Source organism: Streptomyces xanthophaeus, from assembly GCF_030440515.1.
Classification (GTDB): Bacteria; Actinomycetota; Actinomycetes; order Streptomycetales; family Streptomycetaceae; genus Streptomyces; species Streptomyces kutzneri.
The window spans coordinates 3,741,270-3,761,643 of the sequence record NZ_CP076543.1 but is presented as its reverse complement, the minus strand read 5'-3'; the positions used below and the strand labels follow the sequence as shown (position 1 = coordinate 3,761,643).

Annotated in this window: 21 protein-coding genes; 11 read left to right on the top strand and 10 right to left on the bottom strand. The window is 70.9% G+C overall.

Going from position 1 to position 20,374, the window contains the following annotated elements; genetic code table 11:
- Positions 1–10: 10 nt before the first annotated feature.
- The 6 genes from KO717_RS16415 to KO717_RS16390 all read left to right on the top strand — a co-directional run bounded on the left by KO717_RS16415 (position 11) and on the right by KO717_RS16390 (position 7,025).
- Positions 11–1,153 carry a zinc-dependent metalloprotease gene (locus tag KO717_RS16415; protein ID WP_301368333.1) on the top strand — a complete coding sequence of 381 codons (1,143 nt, stop codon included), beginning with the start codon at positions 11–13 and terminating at the stop codon, positions 1,151–1,153.
- Between the two features lie 224 nt (positions 1,154–1,377).
- Positions 1,378–2,415 carry a tRNA lysidine(34) synthetase TilS gene (gene tilS / locus KO717_RS16410; protein WP_301368332.1) on the top strand — a complete coding sequence of 346 codons (1,038 nt, stop codon included), beginning with the start codon at positions 1,378–1,380 and terminating at the stop codon, positions 2,413–2,415.
- Between the two features lie 65 nt (positions 2,416–2,480).
- Entirely contained in the window at positions 2,481–3,041 is a 561-nt protein-coding gene (gene hpt, locus KO717_RS16405) for a hypoxanthine phosphoribosyltransferase (protein ID WP_030010907.1), read from the top strand.
- Between the two features lie 204 nt (positions 3,042–3,245).
- Positions 3,246–5,273: an ATP-dependent zinc metalloprotease FtsH gene (gene ftsH / locus KO717_RS16400; RefSeq protein ID WP_301368325.1), complete on the top strand. Its 2,028-nt coding sequence runs from the start codon at positions 3,246–3,248 to the stop codon at positions 5,271–5,273.
- A gap of 89 nt (positions 5,274–5,362) precedes the next feature.
- On the top strand, positions 5,363–5,971 hold the full coding sequence (gene folE / locus KO717_RS16395; protein WP_301368324.1) for a GTP cyclohydrolase I FolE: 609 nt from the start codon (positions 5,363–5,365) through the stop codon (positions 5,969–5,971).
- Positions 5,972–6,161: 190 nt separating this feature from the next.
- Positions 6,162–7,025: a hypothetical protein gene (locus KO717_RS16390; RefSeq protein ID WP_301368322.1), complete on the top strand. Its 864-nt coding sequence runs from the start codon at positions 6,162–6,164 to the stop codon at positions 7,023–7,025.
- On the opposite strand, the gene KO717_RS16385 is transcribed toward KO717_RS16390, so the two are convergent.
- From KO717_RS16385 to KO717_RS16360, 6 genes are all read right to left on the bottom strand, one after another.
- Entirely contained in the window at positions 7,022–7,507 is a 486-nt protein-coding gene (locus KO717_RS16385) for a DUF3180 domain-containing protein (protein WP_301368320.1), read from the bottom strand. The genes KO717_RS16390 and KO717_RS16385 overlap by 4 nt on opposite strands.
- Positions 7,508–7,555: 48 nt before the next feature.
- On the bottom strand, positions 7,556–8,164 hold the full coding sequence (folK, locus tag KO717_RS16380; RefSeq protein ID WP_301368318.1) for a 2-amino-4-hydroxy-6-hydroxymethyldihydropteridine diphosphokinase: 609 nt from the start codon (positions 8,162–8,164) through the stop codon (positions 7,556–7,558).
- The gene (gene folB, locus KO717_RS16375; RefSeq protein WP_030010912.1) at positions 8,161–8,520 is read right to left on the bottom strand and encodes a dihydroneopterin aldolase; all 360 of its coding nucleotides are present in this window, start codon (positions 8,518–8,520) and stop codon (positions 8,161–8,163) included. The genes folK and folB overlap by 4 nt, the downstream gene beginning before the upstream one ends.
- A gap of 129 nt (positions 8,521–8,649) precedes the next feature.
- A complete protein-coding gene (locus tag KO717_RS16370; RefSeq protein ID WP_301368307.1) occupies positions 8,650–9,093 on the bottom strand; it encodes a nuclear transport factor 2 family protein in 444 nt (147 codons plus the stop codon).
- Between the two features lie 25 nt (positions 9,094–9,118).
- Positions 9,119–9,991, bottom strand: coding sequence for a dihydropteroate synthase (gene folP / locus KO717_RS16365; RefSeq protein ID WP_301368306.1), 873 nt, complete (start codon positions 9,989–9,991; stop codon positions 9,119–9,121).
- A gap of 85 nt (positions 9,992–10,076) precedes the next feature.
- Positions 10,077–11,924: a phosphatidylglycerol lysyltransferase domain-containing protein gene (locus KO717_RS16360; protein WP_301368305.1), complete on the bottom strand. Its 1,848-nt coding sequence runs from the start codon at positions 11,922–11,924 to the stop codon at positions 10,077–10,079.
- A gap of 152 nt (positions 11,925–12,076) precedes the next feature.
- Here KO717_RS16360 and KO717_RS16355 point away from each other — a divergent pair, with 152 nt between their 5' ends.
- Complete coding sequence (locus KO717_RS16355) at positions 12,077–13,186, top strand: alpha/beta hydrolase (protein WP_301368304.1); 1,110 nt, start codon at positions 12,077–12,079, stop codon at positions 13,184–13,186.
- 136 nt (positions 13,187–13,322) lie between these two features.
- Here KO717_RS16355 and KO717_RS16350 read toward each other — a convergent pair whose 3' ends face one another.
- On the bottom strand, positions 13,323–14,285 hold the full coding sequence (locus KO717_RS16350; RefSeq protein ID WP_301368303.1) for an ABC transporter ATP-binding protein: 963 nt from the start codon (positions 14,283–14,285) through the stop codon (positions 13,323–13,325).
- A 149-nt stretch (positions 14,286–14,434) separates the two neighbouring features.
- Here KO717_RS16350 and KO717_RS16345 point away from each other — a divergent pair, with 149 nt between their 5' ends.
- From KO717_RS16345 to KO717_RS16330, 4 genes are all read left to right on the top strand, one after another.
- Entirely contained in the window at positions 14,435–15,175 is a 741-nt protein-coding gene (locus KO717_RS16345) for an ABC transporter permease (RefSeq protein WP_301368302.1), read from the top strand.
- Positions 15,176–15,179: 4 nt separating this feature from the next.
- Positions 15,180–15,851, top strand: a complete 672-nt coding sequence (locus tag KO717_RS16340; protein ID WP_301368301.1) for an ABC transporter permease — start codon at positions 15,180–15,182, stop codon at positions 15,849–15,851.
- 32 nt (positions 15,852–15,883) lie between these two features.
- A complete protein-coding gene (locus KO717_RS16335) occupies positions 15,884–16,876 on the top strand; it encodes an ABC transporter substrate-binding protein (protein ID WP_301368299.1) in 993 nt (330 codons plus the stop codon).
- 98 nt (positions 16,877–16,974) lie between these two features.
- Positions 16,975–17,973, top strand: coding sequence for a hypothetical protein (locus tag KO717_RS16330; RefSeq protein WP_301368297.1), 999 nt, complete (start codon positions 16,975–16,977; stop codon positions 17,971–17,973).
- Positions 17,974–18,006: 33 nt separating this feature from the next.
- Here KO717_RS16330 and KO717_RS16325 read toward each other — a convergent pair whose 3' ends face one another.
- The 3 genes from KO717_RS16325 to KO717_RS16315 form a co-directional block, all read right to left on the bottom strand.
- Positions 18,007–18,600 carry a TetR/AcrR family transcriptional regulator gene (locus KO717_RS16325; protein ID WP_301368294.1) on the bottom strand — a complete coding sequence of 198 codons (594 nt, stop codon included), beginning with the start codon at positions 18,598–18,600 and terminating at the stop codon, positions 18,007–18,009.
- Between the two features lie 90 nt (positions 18,601–18,690).
- Positions 18,691–19,956: an alpha/beta hydrolase family protein gene (locus KO717_RS16320; RefSeq protein ID WP_301368293.1), complete on the bottom strand. Its 1,266-nt coding sequence runs from the start codon at positions 19,954–19,956 to the stop codon at positions 18,691–18,693.
- 202 nt (positions 19,957–20,158) lie between these two features.
- Positions 20,159–20,374, bottom strand: a complete 216-nt coding sequence (locus tag KO717_RS16315) for a hypothetical protein (RefSeq protein WP_301368292.1) — start codon at positions 20,372–20,374, stop codon at positions 20,159–20,161.

Genomic DNA, 20,374 nt, shown 5'->3' with positions numbered 1-20,374 from the left:
CGGTTGACGCATGACGAGCATCGGTGGTGCGGAGATGGTCGACTGGAACCTCGCGGTGGCGACCGCGACCCGACTGGTACGACCCGGCCCGGAGGTCACCCGGGACGAGGCGCGGGCCGTCGTCGCCGAGCTGCGGCGGCACGCCAGGACCTCGGAACGGCACGTGCGCGAGTTCACCCGGATGATCCCCGAGGGGTCGGCCGTCCCCGACACGCCCGTCCTGGTCGTCGACCGGGCCGGCTGGGTCAGGGCCAACGTCGCAGGCTTCCGCGAGCTGCTCCAGCCGCTCCTCGGCAAGATGCAGGACCGCCGCGCGGGCGCCCCCGGCGGAGCCGTCCTCGGCGCCGTCGGCGGCAAGGTCACCGGCGTCGAGCTGGGCATGCTGCTGAGCTTCCTGGCCTCCCGGGTCCTGGGCCAGTACGAGACCTTCGCACCCGTCTCCCGGGACCTGCCCGCCTCCGCCGCCGGCGGCCGGCTGCTGCTCGTCGCGCCCAACATCGTGCACGTCGAGCGCGAGCTGGAGGTGCACCCGCACGACTTCCGGCTCTGGGTCTGCCTCCACGAGGAGACGCACCGTACACAGTTCACCGCCGTACCGTGGCTGCGCGACCACCTCGAAGGCGAAATCCAGACGTTTCTCGGCGCCACCGAGGTCGACCCGTCCACCGTCCTGGAACGCATCCGGGAGGCCGCCCAGTCCTTCGCGGGCGCCCGCCCCGACGCCGAGCACGGCGACGAGGGCCGCTCCCTCGTCGAACTCGTGCAGACCCCCGAGCAGCGCGAGATCCTGAGCCGGCTCACCGCCGTCATGTCCCTGCTGGAGGGTCACGCCGACTTCGTGATGGACGGGGTCGGCCCCCAGGTGGTGCCCTCGGTCGCCGAGATCCGCGAGAAGTTCCAGCAGCGCAGGGCCAGCGGGGCCGGCCGCCTCGACGCCGCCCTGCGCAAGCTGCTGGGCCTGGACGCCAAGCTGCGCCAGTACCGCGACGGCGAGCGGTTCGTACGCGCCGTCGTCGGCCAGGTCGGCATGGACGGCTTCAACCGGGTGTGGACCTCCCCGAACACACTGCCGACCAAGGCCGAGATCGCCAGGCCCGCCGACTGGGTGGCCCGCGTGCACCGCAAGGGGAGCGAACCGAGCGAAGCGGAGTGACACAGGGGGCGTAAACATGTCTCACTGGGGGAAGCAGCGTCACCCGTCCGAGGGACCGTGAGCCGTCGAAGGGCGTGCGATGCTCGGGGAACGGCTCGGTTCTGTCACCATCGACGCACTCTGAGTGACATCCTCCCGTTCCGCGGGGGCAGCCGGGCAGCAGCACCTCAGCACACCACCCCAACGCCTCCGAGGCATCCGAACTCCATCGAAGGGCACCGGACATGGGTCCCCATCCTGCGGTCGCGGCGATACGCCTGGCGGTCCGCCGCGTACTCCACGACGTCCTCACCGACCACACGGGCAGTTCCGCCGGCCACCGCCGCGCCGGGGGCCCCCTGCCGCTCGTCCTCGTCGCCTGCTCCGGCGGCGCCGACTCCATGGCGCTCGCCTCCGCCCTCGCCTTCGAGGCCCCCAAGCTCGGCATCCGGGCCGGCGGGATCACCGTCGACCACGGACTGCAGCCCGGCTCCGACCTGCGCGCCGCCGAGGTCGTCACCCGCATGACCGCACTCCGCCTCGACCCGGTGGAGTCCGTCGCCGTGCGCGTCGGCCGCGACGGCGGACCCGAGGCCGCCGCCCGCGACGCCCGCTACGGGGCCCTGGACGAAGCCGCGGACCGCCTGGGCGCCGCCGCCGTGCTGCTCGGCCACACCCGGGACGATCAAGCCGAAACCGTCCTGCTGGGCCTGGCCCGCGGCTCCGGCATCCGCTCGCTCTCCGGCATGCCGGAGGTCTCCGGCGGCAGCGCGGGCCGCACGAACCGCTACCGCCGCCCCTTCCTCCAGGTCGACCGGCAGACCGCCCGCAAGGCCTGCATGGTCCAGTCCCTCCCCGTCTGGGACGACCCGCACAACATCGACCCCGCCTACACCCGCTCCCGGCTGCGCCACGAGGGACTGCCCGCCCTGGAGAAGGCGCTCGGCAAGGGAGTCGTCGAGGCACTCGCCCGCACCGCGCAGCTCTCCCGGGACGACGCCGACGCCCTGGACGCCTGGGCCGCCGAGGCGGAGACCGGCGTTCGCGACGCGGACGGCCGCCTGGAGTGCGCCAAGCTCTACGCCCTGCCCCCGGCCGTCCGCCGCCGCGTGCTGCGCAGGGCCGTCGTCGCGGCGGGGTCCCCCGCGGGCTCGCTCTTCGCCCGTCACATCGAAGAAGTCGACCGCCTCATCACCGGATGGCGCGGTCAGGGCGCCATCAACCTGCCCGGCCGGGTCGAGGCCCAGCGGCAGGGTGGCAGACTTGTCATCCGGCAGGGCTGATTGGTGCTGAAACACGGCTGAGTCCTCCGGGGTCGCCCCCGGAGCCCCGGCCGACAACGAAAGTGATGCGGGTGGACGAGAAGGACATGGGCAACGACCTCCAGTCGGTGCTCATCACCAAGGAAGAGATCGACGCGAAGCTGGCCGAGCTGGCCGCGAAGATCGACGCGGAGTACGCGGGCAAGGACCTGCTCATCGTCGGTGTGCTCAAGGGCGCCGTGATGGTGATGGCGGACCTGGCGCGTGCCTTGTCCACCCCGCTCACCATGGACTGGATGGCGGTGTCCTCGTACGGCGCCGGGACCCAGTCCTCCGGCGTGGTGCGGATCCTCAAGGACCTGGACACCGACATCAAGGACAAGCACGTCCTGATCGTCGAGGACATCATCGACTCGGGCCTGACGCTGTCCTGGCTGCTGTCGAACCTGGGCTCCCGCCAGCCGGCCTCCCTGGAGGTCGTCACGCTGCTGCGCAAGCCCGAGGCCGCGAAGGTCGCGATCGACGTGAAGTGGGTCGGCTTCGACATCCCCAACGAGTTCGTCGTGGGCTACGGCCTGGACTACGCGGAGAAGTACCGCAACCTGCCGTTCGTCGGCACGCTCGCCCCGCACGTCTACGGCGGCTGATCCCGATCCCGCCCCCCGGAACCCCGGCACGCCTGCGGGGAACCTGGGGGCGTCTCCCGCCGTTGGAGCAGGGGAAGGCGGGTCTGTCAGCCGTCCCACAGGGCCGCGGGTGACAATTCAGGGGTACATTCCGAAGAACAGTCTTTACTCACAGCAGCATTTACCTACGGGCAGGAGGGACGGGACGCCTGGCGTCCCGTATGGATGGACGTGAAGCGATACTTCCGTGGGCCGGTCATGTGGATCGTGCTGGCCGTCCTCGCCGTGGTCGTGTTGATGAATGTCGTCGGCTCCGGCGGCGGCTACAAGTCGGTGGACACCAGCGAGGTCATCAAGGCGATCAACACTGGCCAGGTGGAGACAGCCAAGCTGACCACCGGCGACAGCCAGATGATCAAGATCGAGCTCAAGCAAGGCGAGAAGCTCGGCAAGCACGACGGCACCAAGTTCCAGGCCAACTACATCGGGGATCAGGGCGTCCAGCTCGCCCAGAGCCTCCAGACCAAGTACGACGCCGGTCAGATCCCGGACGGATACTCCGTCACGCCGGACAAGACCAGCCCGTTCCTGAGCGTGCTGCTCTCGCTCCTGCCCTTCGTGCTCATCGTCCTGGTCTTCCTGTTCCTGATGAACCAGATGCAGGGTGGCGGCTCCCGGGTCATGAACTTCGGGAAGTCCAAGGCCAAGCTCATCACCAAGGACACCCCGAAGACCACGTTCGCCGATGTCGCGGGCTCGGACGAGGCCGTCGAGGAACTCCACGAGATCAAGGAGTTCCTGCAGGAGCCGGCGAAGTTCCAGGCCGTCGGCGCCAAGATCCCCAAGGGTGTGCTGCTGTACGGCCCGCCCGGCACCGGAAAGACCCTGCTCGCGCGTGCCGTCGCGGGCGAGGCCGGTGTCCCCTTCTACTCGATCTCCGGATCCGACTTCGTCGAGATGTTCGTCGGTGTCGGTGCCTCGCGTGTCCGTGACCTGTTCGAGCAGGCCAAGGCCAACGCCCCGGCGATCGTCTTCGTCGACGAGATCGACGCCGTCGGCCGGCACCGCGGTGCGGGTCTCGGCGGCGGTCACGACGAGCGCGAGCAGACCCTCAACCAGCTGCTGGTCGAGATGGACGGCTTCGACGTGAAGGGCGGCGTCATCCTGATCGCCGCCACGAACCGCCCTGACATCCTCGACCCGGCGCTGCTGCGCCCGGGCCGCTTCGACCGGCAGATCGCGGTCGACCGTCCGGACATGCAGGGCCGTCTGGAGATCCTCAAGGTCCACCAGAAGGGCAAGCCGGTCGCCCCGGACGTCGACCTGGGCGCCGTCGCCCGTCGCACGCCCGGCTTCACCGGTGCCGATCTCTCCAACGTCCTGAACGAGGCCGCGCTGCTCACGGCCCGCTCGGACAAGAAGCTGATCGACAACCACTCGCTGGACGAGGCGATCGACCGCGTCGTGGCGGGCCCGCAGAAGCGGACCCGGATCATGTCGGACCGGGAAAAGAAGATCACCGCGTACCACGAGGGCGGACACGCCCTGGTCGCGGCGGCCTCCCCGAACTCCGACCCGGTCCACAAGATCACGATCCTGTCCCGCGGCCGGGCCCTGGGTTACACCATGGTCCTGCCCGACGAGGACAAGTACTCGACCACGCGCAACGAGATGCTCGACCAGCTGGCGTACATGCTGGGCGGGCGCGCGGCGGAGGAGCTGGTCTTCCACGACCCGACCACCGGCGCGGCGAACGACATCGAGAAGGCCACCGCCACGGCGCGGGCCATGGTCACGCAGTACGGCATGACCGAACGTCTCGGTGCGATCAAGTTCGGCGGCGACAACACCGAGCCGTTCCTGGGCCGCGAGATGTCGCACCCGCGGGACTACTCGGAAGAGGTCGCGGCGCTGGTCGACGAAGAGGTCAAGAAGCTCATCGAGACCGCGCACAACGAGGCCTGGGAGATCCTGGTCGAGAACCGTGACGTCCTCGACAACCTGGTCCTCGCGCTGCTGGAGAAGGAGACGCTGAACAAGGAGCAGATCGCCGAGATCTTCTCGACGATCGTGAAGCGTCCGGCCCGCCCCGCGTGGACCGGCTCCTCCCGCCGCACCCCCTCCACCCGTCCGCCGGTGCTCTCTCCCAAGGAGCTCCAGCTGACGAACTCGGCGAACGGCACGTCCGCCGCCGTCGCGCCGGTCTCCACGGAGAAGGGCATCGAGGTGGCTCCCGAGGACCGCCCCGAGTAACGGACGGCTCGCCCCACCCGGAATGGAAGCCGCGCCCCCCAGGTTCTAGCCTGGGGGGCGCGGTATTTTTTCACAGGAACGAGGAATCGATGACGGACCCAGTGACCCTGACCGGCGATGAGGGCACGATCGGCGTGTTCGACGAGAAGCGCGCCGAAGCGGCGGTCCGTGAGCTCCTGATCGCGGTCGGCGAGGACCCGGACCGCGAGGGCCTCCTGGAGACCCCGGCGCGCGTGGCGCGGGCGTACAAGGAGATCCTGGGGGGTCTGTGGCAGAAGCCCGAAGACGTCCTGACGACGGTCTTCGACCTGGGGCATGACGAGATGGTCCTGGTGAAGGACATCGAAATCGTATCCCTGTGTGAACATCACCTGCTGCCGTTCCACGGAGTCGCCCACGTCGGCTACATCCCGGCGGAGAACGGCAAGATCACGGGCCTGTCGAAGCTGGCTCGCCTCGTGGATGTCTTCGCTCGCCGGCCGCAGGTACAGGAGCGTCTCACCACGCAGATCGCGGATTCCCTGATGGACATCCTCGATGCGCGCGGCGCCATCGTGGTGATCGAGGCCGAGCATATGTGCATGTCGGTCCGCGGTATACGCAAGCCGGGCGCCAAGACCACCACGTCCGCAGTCCGCGGCCAACTCCGTGCCACGGCCACCCGTGCCGAGGCGATGAGCCTGATCATGGCGCGCTAGCCGGGTTGTCAGTACTGTCCGCTACGGTCCCCCTCCAAGACGTCACGGAGGGGGACCGATGCATTGGGGCGTACCGAGCAGGCAGACGGTGAACGCCGTCGGGGGGCGGCTCCGCGCCTGTGATGTCCGACCGGGGGACCGCTTATGGACACTGCGAGAAGGCCGAACCGAGCAGACCGAGGTCACCGACGTGCGTGCGGCCAAGGCCCGCCTGCTCGTCGACGTGACCACGGATCATGCGACCTTCGCCGTGGCTCCCGACCAGCTTCTGTGGACTCCTGACGGATGGACGCACGCACGCGATGCCGTGGGTACCGTGGTGGCCTGGGCTCACGCGCGCAAGCTGCGCCGCGAACGACTTGCGGTTCGACCTGGATACCAGTTCGGGTACCTGGTGGGGGCGACGTGCTCCGACGGCACGGTGGGCAAGAACTATCTGTCCCTGGTGGTCAACGACGAGGGGTTCGCCGCGAAATACGCGGAGTCCTTGACGCGGGCCACGGGACTTCCTGCCCGGCTGGAAGCTGTGACAAGACCATCCGGCTACCTCGGGCGGGACGTTCCCGGCTTTCGGGTCCGCGTGGTCTCTTCGTACCTCGCCGACCTCATGCGGCAGTACGTGGGCGGCGACCCTCACCACATGCGCCAGCGGTTTCCCAGGGTCGTACTCAGAGACGAGGTGACCTTCGGAGGATTCCTGGACGGCTACGAGGACGGGGACGGGTACAGGATCACCCGATGGCCTGCGAGGGCGCTCGTCAGCTCGAACGCCCCCTTTCTGGCGGAGCTCGCACAGGTCATCGGCGCGCGGTTCACACCCCGTACTAACGGCTCGGCATCGCGGCTCGTGGTCGCCGACAGCTGGCCGTCGCGCGGGACGTTCCAGCCGGAGAAGCACCCTCTCGAACTCGATGAGTCGGCGTGGGTCGAGGTCAGAGCCGTCACGCCACGGGCGCCCAGCGCCAAGCCGTCCACCCTGTACGACTTCGGCCTCACCCCCCACCCTGACTTTCTGGTGAACGGGCATCTGGTCCGTACGTCGTGGGGGACCTAGGCCCGGGCCGGGGCCTTGCTCGGGTCTTCGTCCTCCGGGAGCTTGAGGACGTGTTCCAGGAAGAGGGCGGCGGCGATGACCGCCACGCCCGCCAGGACCGAGGCGCCGGCGTACCAGGCCTGGTCGCGGCGGGCGGGGACGTCGAGGGCGTCGGTCAGCAGGAAGACGCCCACCCCGCCGTACATGCCCGCCACCAGCGCCGCCACCAGGGCACTGGCCTGGCCGAAGACCACCGCGCGGGCCGCCATCAGCGGCTCCACGCCCTTGGCGCCCGGGCGGCGCTCCCGCTGGGCCTTGAGGCGGGCGCGCATGGACAGGGCCGTGGCCAGCAGCACCGCCGCGATGATGCCCAGGACGATCGGCGCGGCCAGCGGAACGCCCGGCAGGGTGCCGTACGCGTTCCACAGCCGGGCACCGGCCCAGGACAGGACCCCGGCGACCACGAAGATGCCCGCCAGGACCCCCGGCCTCAGTTGCTTCACTTGCCTGTTCCCCATTTCAGCGAGTAGCCGTGAACAGGCTACTAACGACTACTCGGGGAGGTGGAGTTCCAGATCGGGGCGCGGCGCCACGCCGACCAGGCCGATTTCGGCCAGCAGCGCCGTGACCGGGCCGCGGCCCGGGATCTGGGCCTCCGGGTCGATGTCGTGCCAGGGGGCCAGCACGAAGGCACGCTGGTGCGCGCGCGGGTGCGGGAGGGTGAGGACCGGGTCGTCGGAGACGCGGTCGGCGTACGCGACGATGTCCACGTCGATCGTGCGCGGGCCCCAGCGCTCCTCGCGGACGCGGTCGAACGCCTCCTCGACGGCGTGCGCGCGCTCCAGGAGCGAGGACGGCGGCAGGGTGGTCTTCACGGCGACGACCGCGTTGAGGTACGAGGGCTGCGATCCGGGCGCGACCCCCCACGGCTCGGTCTCGTAGACGGGGGAGACGGCCTTGACCCGCATGCCGGGGGTGTCGCCGAGGGCGTCGATGGCGCCCTGCAGGGTTTCCAGCCGGTTGCCGAGGTTCGAGCCGAGCGCGATCACGGCCCATTTGGGGTTGGACAGGGTCACGTCCGCCGCGTCGACCGTCTCGACGACGGAGGCGGGTACCGGCTGGACGGTGGGGTCGCTCGGTGCGTTCAGTCCGTTGTTCATGCGCGGCTCCGGGTGATCGTGATGGTCACGTCGTCGAAGGGGACGGTGATGGGCGCGTCCGGCTTGTGGACGACGACCTCCACCTGCGCCACCGCTTCGTGCTTGAGGCACTGCTGGGCGATTCGCTCGGCCAGGGTTTCGATCAGGTCGACGGGCTCACCCTGGACCACGTCGACGACCTCCTCGGCGACGACCCCGTAGTGCACGGTCTTCGCCAGGTCGTCTCCGGCCGCCGCGGGGCGGGTGTCGAGGTGCAGCACGAGGTCGACGATGAAGGTCTGGCCTTCCTCGCGTTCCCGGGGGAAGACGCCGTGGTGCCCGCGAGCCTTGAGGCCGCGCAGCGCGACACGATCCACGCGAATCACTCCTGCTTTCGTAGGTGCTTCCGGTCCCGGGGCTCCCCGGGGCCATGGCTGCGCCGAGTGCGGTCGGCGTCGTCCGTCTTCGAATTTACCTGCGAAATACTCCGGATCCTGCCGGAGGGGTCAGGAGGTGTCCTCGTCCTCGTCCTCGTCGGACTCCGTGAGGACGGGAGAACCGTGGTGGGACCAGAGGCGCCAGCCCTCGGATGTGCGTCGGAACACATTCGTCGCGACGACCAGCTGACCGACGAGCGGGCCGAGTTCCCCGCCGTCCTCGGCGGGGCCGCCGCTGAGGATGTTCTCCGTGCACGTGACCAGGGCGGTATCACCTATTACAGCCACTTTGGTGTCGGTGAGGAAGAACTGGATGTAGTCGGTGTGCGACATGATGAGCGCGTACGAGCGCAGGACCTCGCCGCGGCCCGAGAGCACCGGCCAGCCGGGGTGGACGCAGGAGATCTCGTCCTCCAGCCAGAGCGCCGACAGTGAGTCGAAGTCCCCCCGCTCCATTGCCTCGTAGAAGGCCGTGTTGACCTCTTCGACCGCCTCGATGTCGGTTCTGCTCACGGTGCTCCTTGTCGGTGGGTACGGATCAGAGTGCGCCTTCCACGGCACGGGCCACCCGAACCGCGTCCGCGGTCGCCCGTACCTCGTGCACCCGTACGGCCCAGGCGCCCTGGTGGGCGGCGATCGCGGAGACGGCGGCCGTGGCGGCGTCCCGTTCACGGGCGGGCGGCGGGGTGGTGTCGGCCCCGCCGGCCAGGACCCGGCCGAGGAAACGCTTCCGCGACGCGGCGACCAGCAGCGGGAAGCCCAGGGCGCGCAGCTCGGGCAGGTGGGCGACGAGGGCCAGGTCGTGCTCGGCGTTCTTGGCGAAGCCGAGTCCGGGATCGACGAGGAGCCGCTCGGGGGCGATCCCGCCGGCCACGACCGCGTCGATCCGGGTCCGCAGCTCGGCGGTGACCTCGGCGACCACGTCGTCGTAGACGGCGAGGCTGTTCATGCCGGCGCTGAAGCCGCGCCAGTGCATCACGACGAAGGGCACCTCGGCGGCGGCGACGGCCGGGATCATCCCGGGGTCGGCCAGGCCGCCGCTGACGTCGTTGACCAGGGCCGCGCCGGCCTCGACGGCCCGGGCGGCGACGACCGCGCGCATGGTGTCCACGGAGACGGTGACGCCTTCGGAGGCCAGGCCGCGGACCACGGGGACGACCCGGCGCAGCTCCTCCTCCTCGTCGACGCGGGTGGCGCCGGGGCGGGTGGACTCGCCGCCGACGTCGACGAGGTCGGCGCCGTGCTCGACGAGGTCGAGGCCGCGCTTGACCGCGGCGGTGGTGTCGAACCAGCGGCCGCCGTCGGAGAACGAGTCGGGGGTGACGTTGACGACGCCCATGACCGCGCAGCGGTCCCAGTCCGGCAGACCTGCGACCCGGCCCCTGCCGGTGGCTCCGCGCTTCGTGTTCATAGGTCCAAGGGTAGGGCTGACCTGGATACGACAGGGCCCCGGCGTCTCGCGACCGCCGGGGCCCTGGACGGGCATGTGCGGGGGGTTACGCCGCCTGGACCTCGCGCTCCGGCTGCTTGGGCACGGTCGTCATGTGGTTGTGCGTGCAGGTGCGCACCGGCTTGGGACGGCGGCGGCTGGCGAAGAGCCGGGGCAGGGCCACCGTGACGAAGCCCTCGGCCTGCATCACGGCGAAGCCGATGCGGGGCAGGTCGCGGCTGTTGCGGTAGACCATGAAGCGCGGCTCCCAGCGGGGGCGGAACTTCTCGTTGAACTTGTAGAGCGACTCGATCTGGAACCAGCGGGAGAGGAAGACCAGCAGTCCGCGCCACATCCGCAGGACGGGGCCGGCGCCGATCTTCTCGCCGCGGGCGAGGGCCGCGCGGAACATCGCGAAGTTCAGCGAGACCTTCTCGATCTTCAGGGCGGGGGCGGCCTGGAGGGAGGCGACGATCAGCAGCTCGTTCATGCCGGGGTCGGCGGCGCGGTCGCGGCGCATCAGCTCCAGCGACATGCCGTCGGTGCCCCACGGGACGAAGTGCAGGACGGCCTTCAGGTCGCCGAACGGGCTGGTGTCGCCCTCCTCGACGCGGTGCGCGGTGGCGATGAAGCAGTCGCCGTCACCCTCCTCGCCGACCCGGCCCAGGGCCATCGAGAAGCCGCGCTCGGTGTCGGTGCCGCGCCAGGCCTCGGCCGCGCCGCGGACCCGCTCCAGCTCCTCCTCGGTCAGCTCGCTGACCCGGCGCACCTGGGTGGTGTAGCCGTTGCGCTCGATGCGCTTCACCATCTGGCGGACATTTCGCATGGGACGGCCCGCGAGGGAGAAGTCTTTGACATCGACAATCGCCTCGTCACCCAGCTCCAGGGCGTCCAGACCGGTCTCGCGGGTCCAGACCTCGCCGCCGGTCTCGCTGCAGCCCACGACGGCCGGGGTCCACGAGTGGGCCTTGGCCTCCTCCATGAACCGCTCGATCGCGCCGGGCCAGGCCTCGACGTCGCCGATGGGGTCGCCGGAGGCGAGCATCACGCCGGAGACGACGCGGTAGGTGACGGCGGCCTTGCCGCTGGGGGAGAAGACGACGGCCTTGTCGCGGCGGAGCGCGAAGTGGCCGAGCGAGTCGCGGCCGCCGTGCTTGGCCAGCAGCTCGCGCAGCTTGCCCTCGTCGTCGGCGGTGAGCCGGGCGGCGGGGTGCTCGGGGCGGAAGGCCAGGTAGATGGTGGTGAGGGCGGTCAGCATGCCGAGGGCGCCGAGGGAGTACCCGACGGTCCAGGACACCTGGCCCGCGTAGTCGACGGGGCCCTCGAAGCCGAAGAGGCCGTAGACGACGTGCGTGATCTGCTCGTACAGGCTCGGGTTGCCGACGACCCGGTTCGGGTGGACGTTCACGATGAGCAGGCCGAGCCCGATGGAGCCGGCGCTCATCACGACGAAGTTGGCGAGGGCCTTCCAGCGGCTGCGCGGGTCGGGCAGCGCCTTGAATTCACCCTGGTGGCGCAGCAGCAGTGCGAAGAGCACCGCTGCGATGATCACGCCGGGGATCGAGTGCCGGTAGAGGAACTGCGCCACGGCACCGGCCGGCAGCAGCACGACCGCCGCCCGCCAGGCCCGGCGCTTGCGGCGCTTGAGGCCGTGCGCGAGCAGCAGCAGCAGTACGCCCGCGCTGATGGCGAGGGCCGCTGCGAACGGCCCGAAGACCGGCAGTACCTCCGCCAGCGCGTGGATCCGGCTGTGCCGGAAACGCGGGAACACCCCTGCCGCGATGTCCAGAAGGCCGACGATCATGACGGCCGTACCTACCAGGCCGGGCACCGACTCCGGCTGTGGGCCTCGGAGGATTCGGCGGACCCTGCTCGGAACCTGTCCCGACTTATCGCCATCTATCCTGCTAGACATCGCTTCCCGTTGCTCCGCGAGAGATCAAGTGGCCGAAGGCCGCGACAGCCTCCGGTGTGTGGTGCGTCCCTTAGGACGACATCGACGAGGAGCGGGTTCACTCTTTCGCCGGAAAAAAACAGTCCTGCCACCAGAAAGTCGACTGACTGCTCATGGGTCTCACCAGTAATACGGTTCTGGCGCTGGCCATCATCGCCGGTGTGCTGCTCTTCGCGGCCACGGTGTGGTTCTGGCCGAAGCTCTCGGGCCGCACCTGGCGCGCGTTCGCCGGCCGGATCGGGCTGCTGCTGGCGACCCAGCTGGCGCTGTTCTCGGCTGTGGGGCTGGCGGCTAACAAGTCGTTCCTCTTCTACGGTTCCTGGGCCGACCTGCTCGGTCAGGAGACGTCCATGGGCAAGGTCGTCGACCACTCGATGAGCAGCAAGGACATCAAGGTCGTCGACAAGCAGAAGCTGGACGTACCCGGTGGCGCCAAGCCCCAGGTCGGTGGTCAGATCCTGAAGGTTGCCATAACCGGGCAGAAGTCGAAGATAACGAGCCCCGGCTACGTCTGGCTCCCGCCGGAGTACTTCCAGCCCCAGCACAAGGACCAGAACTTCCCCGCGTCCATCGTCCTGACGGGCTACCCGGGCACCGCCGAGAACCTCATCAAAGGGCTCGACTACCCCATGAAGGCCTTCAGCCTGTCCAAGTCGGGCAAGATGAAGCCGATGATCCTGGTCATGCTGCGCCCGACCGTGGCGCCGCCGCGTGACACCGAGTGCGTCGATATACCCGGTGGCCCGCAGACCGAGACCTTCTTCGGCGAGGACCTCCCGCAGGCCATCACGGACACCTTCCGGGTCGGCAAGAAGCCCCAGAACATGGGCTTCATCGGCAACTCCACGGGCGGTTACTGCGCCCTGAAGATCGCCGCGCACTACCCGCAGACCTTCGGCGCCGCCGCGGGTCTGTCCGCGTACTACGAGGCCCCGGACGACCCGACGACCGGTGACCTGTTCCACGGGGACGAGAAGCTGAAGAAGCGTGCGGACGTGCTGCACAGCATCGAGCACAAGAAGCCGACCGGTACGTCCTTCCTCGTGACCAGCAGCGAGAAGGGCGAGCCGAACCTCACCGACACCAGGAAGTTCATCAAGAAGGTGCAGGGCCCGGACCGGGTCTCCTCCATCATCCTCGACAGCGGTGGCCACAACTTCAACACGTGGCGACGGGAGATCCCGCCGATGCTGATGTGGATGAGCGGCCGCATCCAGGCCTGACCCGCGGTGCGCCGGCGTCCGGCGCCCCCGACCGCCCGACGCACCCCGTGACCGGCCTCCCGAGGCCGGTCACAGCTGTTTCCGGGGCCGCCCGGCCGCCGGTGCGGACCGAGGCCCCGAGGCCGTCTCCTTCGGCCTACGCCTCCTGCAACTGGGCCCGGCGCAGTGCCCGGTGGACGCCCTCCGGCGTCAGTACGCCGACCAGCGCGCCGGATTCCGGGTCCGTGACCCCGATCCGCCCCGAGTCCTCCTGCAGCAGGGCGGAGAGCGCCTCGCGCAGCGTCGAGCCCAGCTCCACCGAGGCCGCCGGGTCCTTCCCCTGAGCGGCGGCCAGGTCGGCCGCCTCGACCGCGGTGACCGCGAGCCGCTTGAGCCCCCGGTCGGCGCCGACGAAGGAGGCCACATACTCGGTGGCGGGCGCCCCGAGCACCGCCGCCGGGCGGGCGAACTGCTCGATGGTTCCGCTGCCGTAGACCGCGATGCGGTCGCCGAGCCGGATCGCCTCCTCCAGGTCGTGGGTGACCAGCAGGATCGTCTTGCGCACCGTCCTCTGCAGGGTCAGGAACTCGTTCTGCAGCCGCTCGCGCACCACCGGGTCCACCGCGCCGAACGGCTCGTCCATCAGCAGCACCGGCGGATCGGCGGCGAGCGCGCGGGCCACGCCGACGCGCTGGCGCTGCCCGCCGGACAGCTGCTCCGGGTACCGGCCCCCGTACACGGACGGGTCCAGGCCCACCAGCTCCAGCAGTTCGGCCGCCCGGGCGCGGGCCTGTGCCTTGGGGGTGCCGATCAGCTGCGGCACGGTCGCCGTGTTCTCCAGCACCGTCTTGTGCGGGAACAGCCCGACCTGCTGGATGACGTACCCGATCCGGCGGCGCAGCTCGACCGGATCGGCGGCCGCGATGTCCTCGCCGTTCAGCAGGATCCGGCCGGAGGTCGGGTCGATGAGCCGGTTGACCATCTTCATCGTGGTCGTCTTGCCGCAGCCGGACGGTCCCACGAGCGTGACCAGCTCACCCTCCGCCACCTCGAAGGACAGGTCCTCGACGGCTGTCGTCCCGTCGGGGTAGCGCTTGGTCACATGCTCGAATCGGATCACAAGCCCATCTTTCCGCACGGCGGCCGCTGATTTGTGAAGGGCGTGTTGCCCCACTGCGAAGGATTCCGGCCATTGAGGGTGGCGGGGGTTAGGGTCGCTGTGACGGGTGATCGTGAAGACGTGCGTTCGAATGACGGGGGGTGAGGGGTATGGCGGCGCAGAACTGCCTGGTGGCGAACGACTGGATCTGCTGGGACTACGTCACCTCCCGCTCCCAGGAACTCACCGACGCCACCCTCGAACACATCTGGATCACGGGCGTGTCCGTCCTGATCGGCATAGCCGTGTCCGTGCCGCTCGCCCTGCTGGCCCGCCGCGGCCGCCGCTGGGCGGCGCCCGTCCTGGGCCTGACCACCCTCCTCTACACGATCCCCTCGCTGGCCATGTTCTCCCTGCTGCTGCCGGTCTTCGGGCTCTCGGCGGCGCTGGTGGTGACCGGGCTGGTGCTGTATTCGCTGACGATCCTGGTCCGCAACGTCCTGGCCGGCCTGGAGGCCGTCCCTGAGGACGTACGGGAGGCCGCGCGCGGCATGGGGTACGGCCCGGGTCGCCTGCTGTGGCAGGTCGAACTGCCCCTCGCGCTGCCCGCGCTGCTCGCCGGGGTCCGGATCGCCACGGTCTCGACCGTCGCGCTGACCACGGTCGGCTCCATCGTCGGCAAGGGCGGCCTCGGCAATCTCATCGCCCCGGCCGTGAACAGTTCCTTCAAGGCCCAGGTGCTCACCGCCTCGGTGCTGTGCGTGCTGCTCGCGCTCGTGGCCGACCTGCTCCTGCTCGGCGTACAGCGGCTGCTCACCCCGTGGACCCGGGCCGGTGCCGGTACCCGCGCGCGTGCCGGCGCCCGGCCCGGGGCTCCCGCTCCTTCTCCGGTTCCGGCGAAGGAGGCCTGATTCCGTGGGCGTCATCGGAGGGGCCTGGGACTGGCTGGCGAACGGCGCCAACTGGTCGGGGGAGAGCGGTGTCTGGCACCGGCTCGGCGAGCACGTCTACGTCAGCGCGGTCGCGCTCGCGATCGCCTGCGCGGTGGCCCTGCCGATCGGCCTGTTCCTCGGCCACCTCGGCAAGGGCGGCACCCTCGCGATCAACATCTCCAACATCGGCCGGGCCGTCCCCGTCTTCGCGGTGCTGGCGCTGTTCATGGTCTCCCCGCTGCGCAACGCCGGCTACCTGCCCACCATCGCCGCGCTCGTGCTCTTCGCCGTTCCGCCGCTGCTGACCAACGCCTACGTCGGCATGCGCGAGGTGGACCGCTCGGTCGTGGAGGCCGCCCGCGGCATGGGCATGTCCGGGATCCAGCTCTTCCTGCGCGTCGAACTTCCGCTCGCGCGCGCCATGGTGATGACCGGGCTGCGCTCGGGCGCCGTGCAGGTCATCGCCACGGCCACGATCGCCGCCATGGTCGGCCAGGGCGGCCTCGGCCGGATCATCACCGCCGGCTTCAACACGTACAACACCCCGCAGGTCGTCGCGGGCGCCCTGCTGGTGGCCGCACTCGCCCTGCTGGTCGAGGGCGCGCTGGTGGCGGCGGACCGGCTGCTGCTGCCGCGGGCGGCGGCGTCCCGCTGATTCCTGTCCATCGCCTCGAACGGAGTACCTCCATGACCAAGACCACGCGCGTCCTCGGCGCGTCCCTGGGCGCCCTGGCCCTGACGGTGTCGCTGGCCGCGTGCGGCGGCGACAGCCTGGAGAAGAGCAAGGACGGCGGCTCGGCCTCCGCCGGCTCCTCCTCGTCCGCGGGCGGCGGCAAGGGCAGCCTGGTGATCGGCGCGGCCGGGTTCACCGAGTCGAACGTGCTGGCCGAGCTGTACGCGCAGATCCTGAAGGACGCGGGCTACAGCACCTCGGTCAAGACGGTCAACAACCGTGAGCTCTACGAGCCGTCGCTGGAGAAGGGCGAGATCGACGTCGTCCCGGAGTACGCGGCCACGCTCGCGGAATTCCTCAACGCCAAGGTGAACGGTCCGAAGGCGCCCGAGGAGAAGCCGGTCGCCTCCAGCGACGTCGCGGCGACGGTGGCGGGCCTGGAGAAGCTCGCGACCCCGCTGGGCCTGAAGGCGCTGGCCGCCGGCGAGGCGGTCGACCAGAACGCATTCGCCGTGACCAAGGAATTCGCCCAGAAGAACAACCTCAAGACGCTTTCCGATCTCGGTAAGTCCGGGCTCAAGGTCAAGATCGCGGCGGGCGACGAATGCAGCGTCCGGCCCTTCTGCGCTCCCGGGTTGACGAAGACGTACGGAATTCAGGTTTCCGGTATCGATCCGAAGGGCGTCGGCACCCCCCAGGCCAAGCAGGCGGTCAAGGACGGCGCCGACCAGCTCGTGCTCACCACGACCACCGACGCCACCCTCGACAGCTTCGGCCTGGTCCTGCTGGACGACGACAAGAAGCTCCAGAACGCCGACAACGTCCTGCCGGTGGTCAACGCCAAGGACGCCGGAACCCCGGAGGTCGCCGCCGCGCTCGACAAGCTGACCAAGGCGCTCACGACGGCCGATCTGGTCGACCTGAACCGCAAGGTGGACGCCGAGCGCGCCAAGCCGGCCGACGTCGCGAAGGCCTACCTGGAGTCCAAGGGCCTGCTGAAGAAGTAGGGCGCACGGGGTCGATCGGGAAAAGTGGCCCAACTGGCCAAGAAGAGTTTGCCGGGCGGGTATCCCACTGGACCCCCATGCCCTGTAAATTTCGGGCCATGCCCCGTGGACGCCACCGCAATCCCGAACCCCTGCACCGGCTTCTCACGCCGACGACCGTGGCCGGTGTGTCCGTCGCCGCCGCCGGCGCGGCCTGGCTGCTGGCGGAACCGATGGCGCTCCGGCTCCTCGTGGCCGTCACGGCGGCGGCCGGGGTCGCCGGCGCCGTCGTCATGCGCGCCTGGGACCGCTCGGCGGGCCGCCGCGTCGCCGAGCTCGCGCGCGAGCGGGTCAAGGACGAGTGGCGGACCGACGAGCGGATAGCCGAGCTCGAATCCGACCTCGAAGAGGCCCGGATGCTGCGGGCGAGGCTCGACGCCAAGCTGCGCGCCAAGCGGGTCGAGCTGGCGGGCCTGCGCGGCGAGCACGCGGCGCTGCTGCGGCGGTACGCGACCGCCGAGACCGAGCGCGCCAGCGCCCTGGAGGGCCGCAGGCTGCTGGCCATCGAGGCCTCCGCGGCGCCGGCCGCCGCGCCGAAGGAACTTCCGCCCGTCACCGAGGAGCGCACCTCGGCGGGCGCGCCCACGGCGGTCGGCTACGCCCGGGCCCACTCGGCCCTGGAGGCGCTGGCCTCCCGCCGGCGGGAGGCGCGGGCCCTGACCGCGGGGCCCTCGGCCCCGGAGCCCGGTCCCGGCCGCGGTCACGCTCCCGCTGCCGCGCCCTCGCTCCCGGCGCGCCGTCCGGCGGCCGCGGTGGCCCCGTACGCGGCCCAGCGGCGTACCGCCTCGCGCGTCGAGGGCGGCTTCGACTTCTTCGGCACCAAGAACGCGGCGCAGGCCCGGGCGGTGATCGAGGCGGTGCAGAACGAGGACCTGGCCGACGTGGTCGGCGCGGAGGCCCTCGCGGTGCACAAGGCCGAGTCCGCCCAGGCCGTGGCCGAGCCGGAGTTCAAGCCGGCGACGGACGAGACCCGTGCGGTGGGCCAGGTCATCGACCTGACGGCGCATGACGAGACCGAGCCGATCGACGTGGCCCGCCTTCGGACCGCGATCTCCTAGGTTCTGTCGCACCTGTCCGGCCGGTCGCCGAGGTCAGTGCCGGTACGAGGCCACCAGCCGGGCCAGGTGCCGGCCCGCCACCAGGAGCGGGGTGCGGCTCCGGCTGACCTGTGAGGTCGTCTCGGCGCCCTCCAGGGTGTTGATCACGGTCATCGCCAGGTCGCGGGCCTCCGGCTCCGGGTAGCCCGACGCCAGGAGCTTCGCGGCCACCAGGTGCTGCCAGTTGGTGAAGGCCTGGGCGCAGGCCGTCTGGAGCTCCGGGAGGCGGCCGACCGCCTCCAGGGCCGTGGCCGTCACCGGGCAGCCGTCCCGCCAGTCGGAGTCCTCCAGCGCCTGCGCGAGCAGGGCTGCCACGCCCTCGACCGCCTCCGCGGGGTCGGTGTGGGCGGCGAGCCCGGCGCGGAGCAGCTCTGCGAACTCCTCGTCGCCGAAGTGGATCGCGGCCACCGCGAGTTCCTGCTTGCCGCCCGGGAAGAAGTGGTACAGCGAGCCGAGGGTGGCCTCGGCCTCGCGGACGAGCTGCTTGACCGGGGTGTTCTCGTATCCGCCGTGCTGCATGAGGCGGGATGCGGTGCGGACCAGCCGGTCGCGGGTCCCGGGTGCTGTCGTCGTCGCTGCTGCTGCCATGGGCGTGATCCTACCGCCGAACCCGGATAGAGCGTTCGTTCCAGTCCGGCGCGAGGGTGCGCCTCTGGCGGCGGCTCGCACCTGATCCGCCTAGCTGGAGGGGGCCCGGCGGATCGAGTCGAACCAGCGGACCACCTGCGGTGCCGAGCGGACCGCGGTGGCCGTGTGGTCGGCGTCCGGGCCCTGGTCCACGATCTTCGCCCGGACCCCGTGGCGGGCCAGATCGGCGGCGCAGGCCCGGGAGTTGGCGATCGGTACGTCCGTGTCGCCCCCGGCCGCGTAGAGGCGTACGGGCACGGCGGGCTTCCAGTCGCAGACGCCGTCGTTGGCCCGTATCGCCTCCAGCAGGGCCCCGCGCGGGCTGCGGATGTTCTCGGCCCACTGCGGGGTCAGCAGCTCCTGCGGCGTCGCCGGGAGCGCGGCCACGATGTCCTGCGGCTGGCGGCTCCCGTCGAACAGGCCTTCCACAGCCTGTGCATAGGGCGCGCGGAACACCTCGGCCGGGTCCTTGTAGAGAGGGTGGAGCCGGTTCTGGGCCGTGAGGAAGTAGGACAGGTAGAAGACGCCGACGCGCGGATCGACCCGGCCGTCGGTGAGCCCGGGGAACTCGCTGCCGAGCAGGTCGTGCGGCCCGGCCATCGGAGCCAGCGCCCGCAGCCGCAGGCCGTCCCGCCCGCGGGAGAGCTCGCGGCCCAGGGCCATCGCCACCTGGCCGCCCTGGGAGAAGCCGGTGGCGTACACGTCCCTGCCGACCGGGCGGCCCAGCCGGTCGGCGGCGGTGCGGGCGGCCTTCAGCATGTCGACGGAGGCCGTGACCGAGGACCGGGTGTCCATGTACGGGTGGCTGCCCGGGCCGCCGCCCAGGCCCAGGTAGTCCGGCGCGGCGACGGCCCGGCCGGCGGAGGCGTGCAGGTAGGGGGTGAGCCGGTTGTAGCCGGTGCCCCCGGACGGGGCGTCGTCGCGGGTGGCGACCGTACCGTGGGTGTCGGAGACCAGGTCGAGGCGGTGCGGGCCGCCGCGCGGCAGGACGAGCAGACCGGTCGCGGTGGTGGGCAGGCCCTGCGGGTCCACGGTGGCGTAGGTCAGCCGGTAGGCGCGCACGCCGTACCGGACGGTCGCCGGGTCGATGCCCAGCGTGCCGAGTTCGGCCACGACCTGGTCGCGGTCGAGGGTGTCCAGCGGGACGACGGAGACCAGATCGCCCCGGGCGGCGGCGGACGCGCCGACCCGTGCGGCGGGTGCGGCCAGCGCCGCCGGCGCGGCGATCCCGCCGAGTACGGCGGCGAGGGCCACGGCGGCGGAGCCGCGCCGCAGCCACTGCCGGCGCTGCTGCTTGCTGTGCTGCGTGATCGTCATGCGGGGAACGCTACGGACGCCCGCCTCGCCCCGACATCCTGGCGGCCCCCGTCGGCCGCGGGGGGTTGTCCCCCGTGCGGACGGGGGAGTCAGCCGGGGGTCAGGGGCGGGCCGGGGCGAGCAGGACGGCCACCGCTTCCGGCGACGACTGCACGGCGAACGCGACCCGTCCCGCGGGCTCCGCGCCCGGTTCCCCGGATCCTCAGAACAGCGGGAGCTGTCCGGGGTGTTCGGCCAGTACGAAGCCGTCCAGGGTCGGCGCGGAGGCACCGAGCACCACCCGGGCCCGGGATCCCGGGCAGGACACCAGGTCGCCGCGCCCCCGCCCGGAAGGCGGATCGTGGCGGGCGATCCGTCCGGCGGTGACGGCGCAGTCGCGGCCGCAGGAGGGGCAGGCCCGGCGGGGAGAGTGGGACAT

What these genes read in the sequence shown, in the direction of transcription:
- KO717_RS16415 (WP_301368333.1), top strand. Translation starts at nt 11, where the DNA reads ATGACGAGCATCGGTGGTGCGGAGATGGTCGACTGGAACCTCGCGGTG.
- tilS (WP_301368332.1), top strand. Translation starts at nt 1,378, where the DNA reads ATGGGTCCCCATCCTGCGGTCGCGGCGATACGCCTGGCGGTCCGCCGC.
- hpt (WP_030010907.1), top strand. Translation starts at nt 2,481, where the DNA reads ATGCGGGTGGACGAGAAGGACATGGGCAACGACCTCCAGTCGGTGCTC.
- ftsH (WP_301368325.1), top strand. Translation starts at nt 3,246, where the DNA reads ATGGACGTGAAGCGATACTTCCGTGGGCCGGTCATGTGGATCGTGCTG.
- folE (WP_301368324.1), top strand. Translation starts at nt 5,363, where the DNA reads ATGACGGACCCAGTGACCCTGACCGGCGATGAGGGCACGATCGGCGTG.
- folK (WP_301368318.1), bottom strand. Translation starts at nt 8,164, where the DNA reads ATGAACAACGGACTGAACGCACCGAGCGACCCCACCGTCCAGCCGGTA.
- folP (WP_301368306.1), bottom strand. Translation starts at nt 9,991, where the DNA reads ATGAACACGAAGCGCGGAGCCACCGGCAGGGGCCGGGTCGCAGGTCTG.
- KO717_RS16360 (WP_301368305.1), bottom strand. Translation starts at nt 11,924, where the DNA reads ATGTCTAGCAGGATAGATGGCGATAAGTCGGGACAGGTTCCGAGCAGG.
- KO717_RS16355 (WP_301368304.1), top strand. Translation starts at nt 12,077, where the DNA reads ATGGGTCTCACCAGTAATACGGTTCTGGCGCTGGCCATCATCGCCGGT.
- KO717_RS16345 (WP_301368302.1), top strand. Translation starts at nt 14,435, where the DNA reads ATGGCGGCGCAGAACTGCCTGGTGGCGAACGACTGGATCTGCTGGGAC.
- KO717_RS16335 (WP_301368299.1), top strand. Translation starts at nt 15,884, where the DNA reads ATGACCAAGACCACGCGCGTCCTCGGCGCGTCCCTGGGCGCCCTGGCC.
- KO717_RS16330 (WP_301368297.1), top strand. Translation starts at nt 16,975, where the DNA reads ATGCCCCGTGGACGCCACCGCAATCCCGAACCCCTGCACCGGCTTCTC.
- KO717_RS16325 (WP_301368294.1), bottom strand. Translation starts at nt 18,600, where the DNA reads ATGGCAGCAGCAGCGACGACGACAGCACCCGGGACCCGCGACCGGCTG.
- KO717_RS16320 (WP_301368293.1), bottom strand. Translation starts at nt 19,956, where the DNA reads ATGACGATCACGCAGCACAGCAAGCAGCAGCGCCGGCAGTGGCTGCGG.
- KO717_RS16315 (WP_301368292.1), bottom strand. Translation starts at nt 20,374, where the DNA reads ATGTCCCACTCTCCCCGCCGGGCCTGCCCCTCCTGCGGCCGCGACTGC.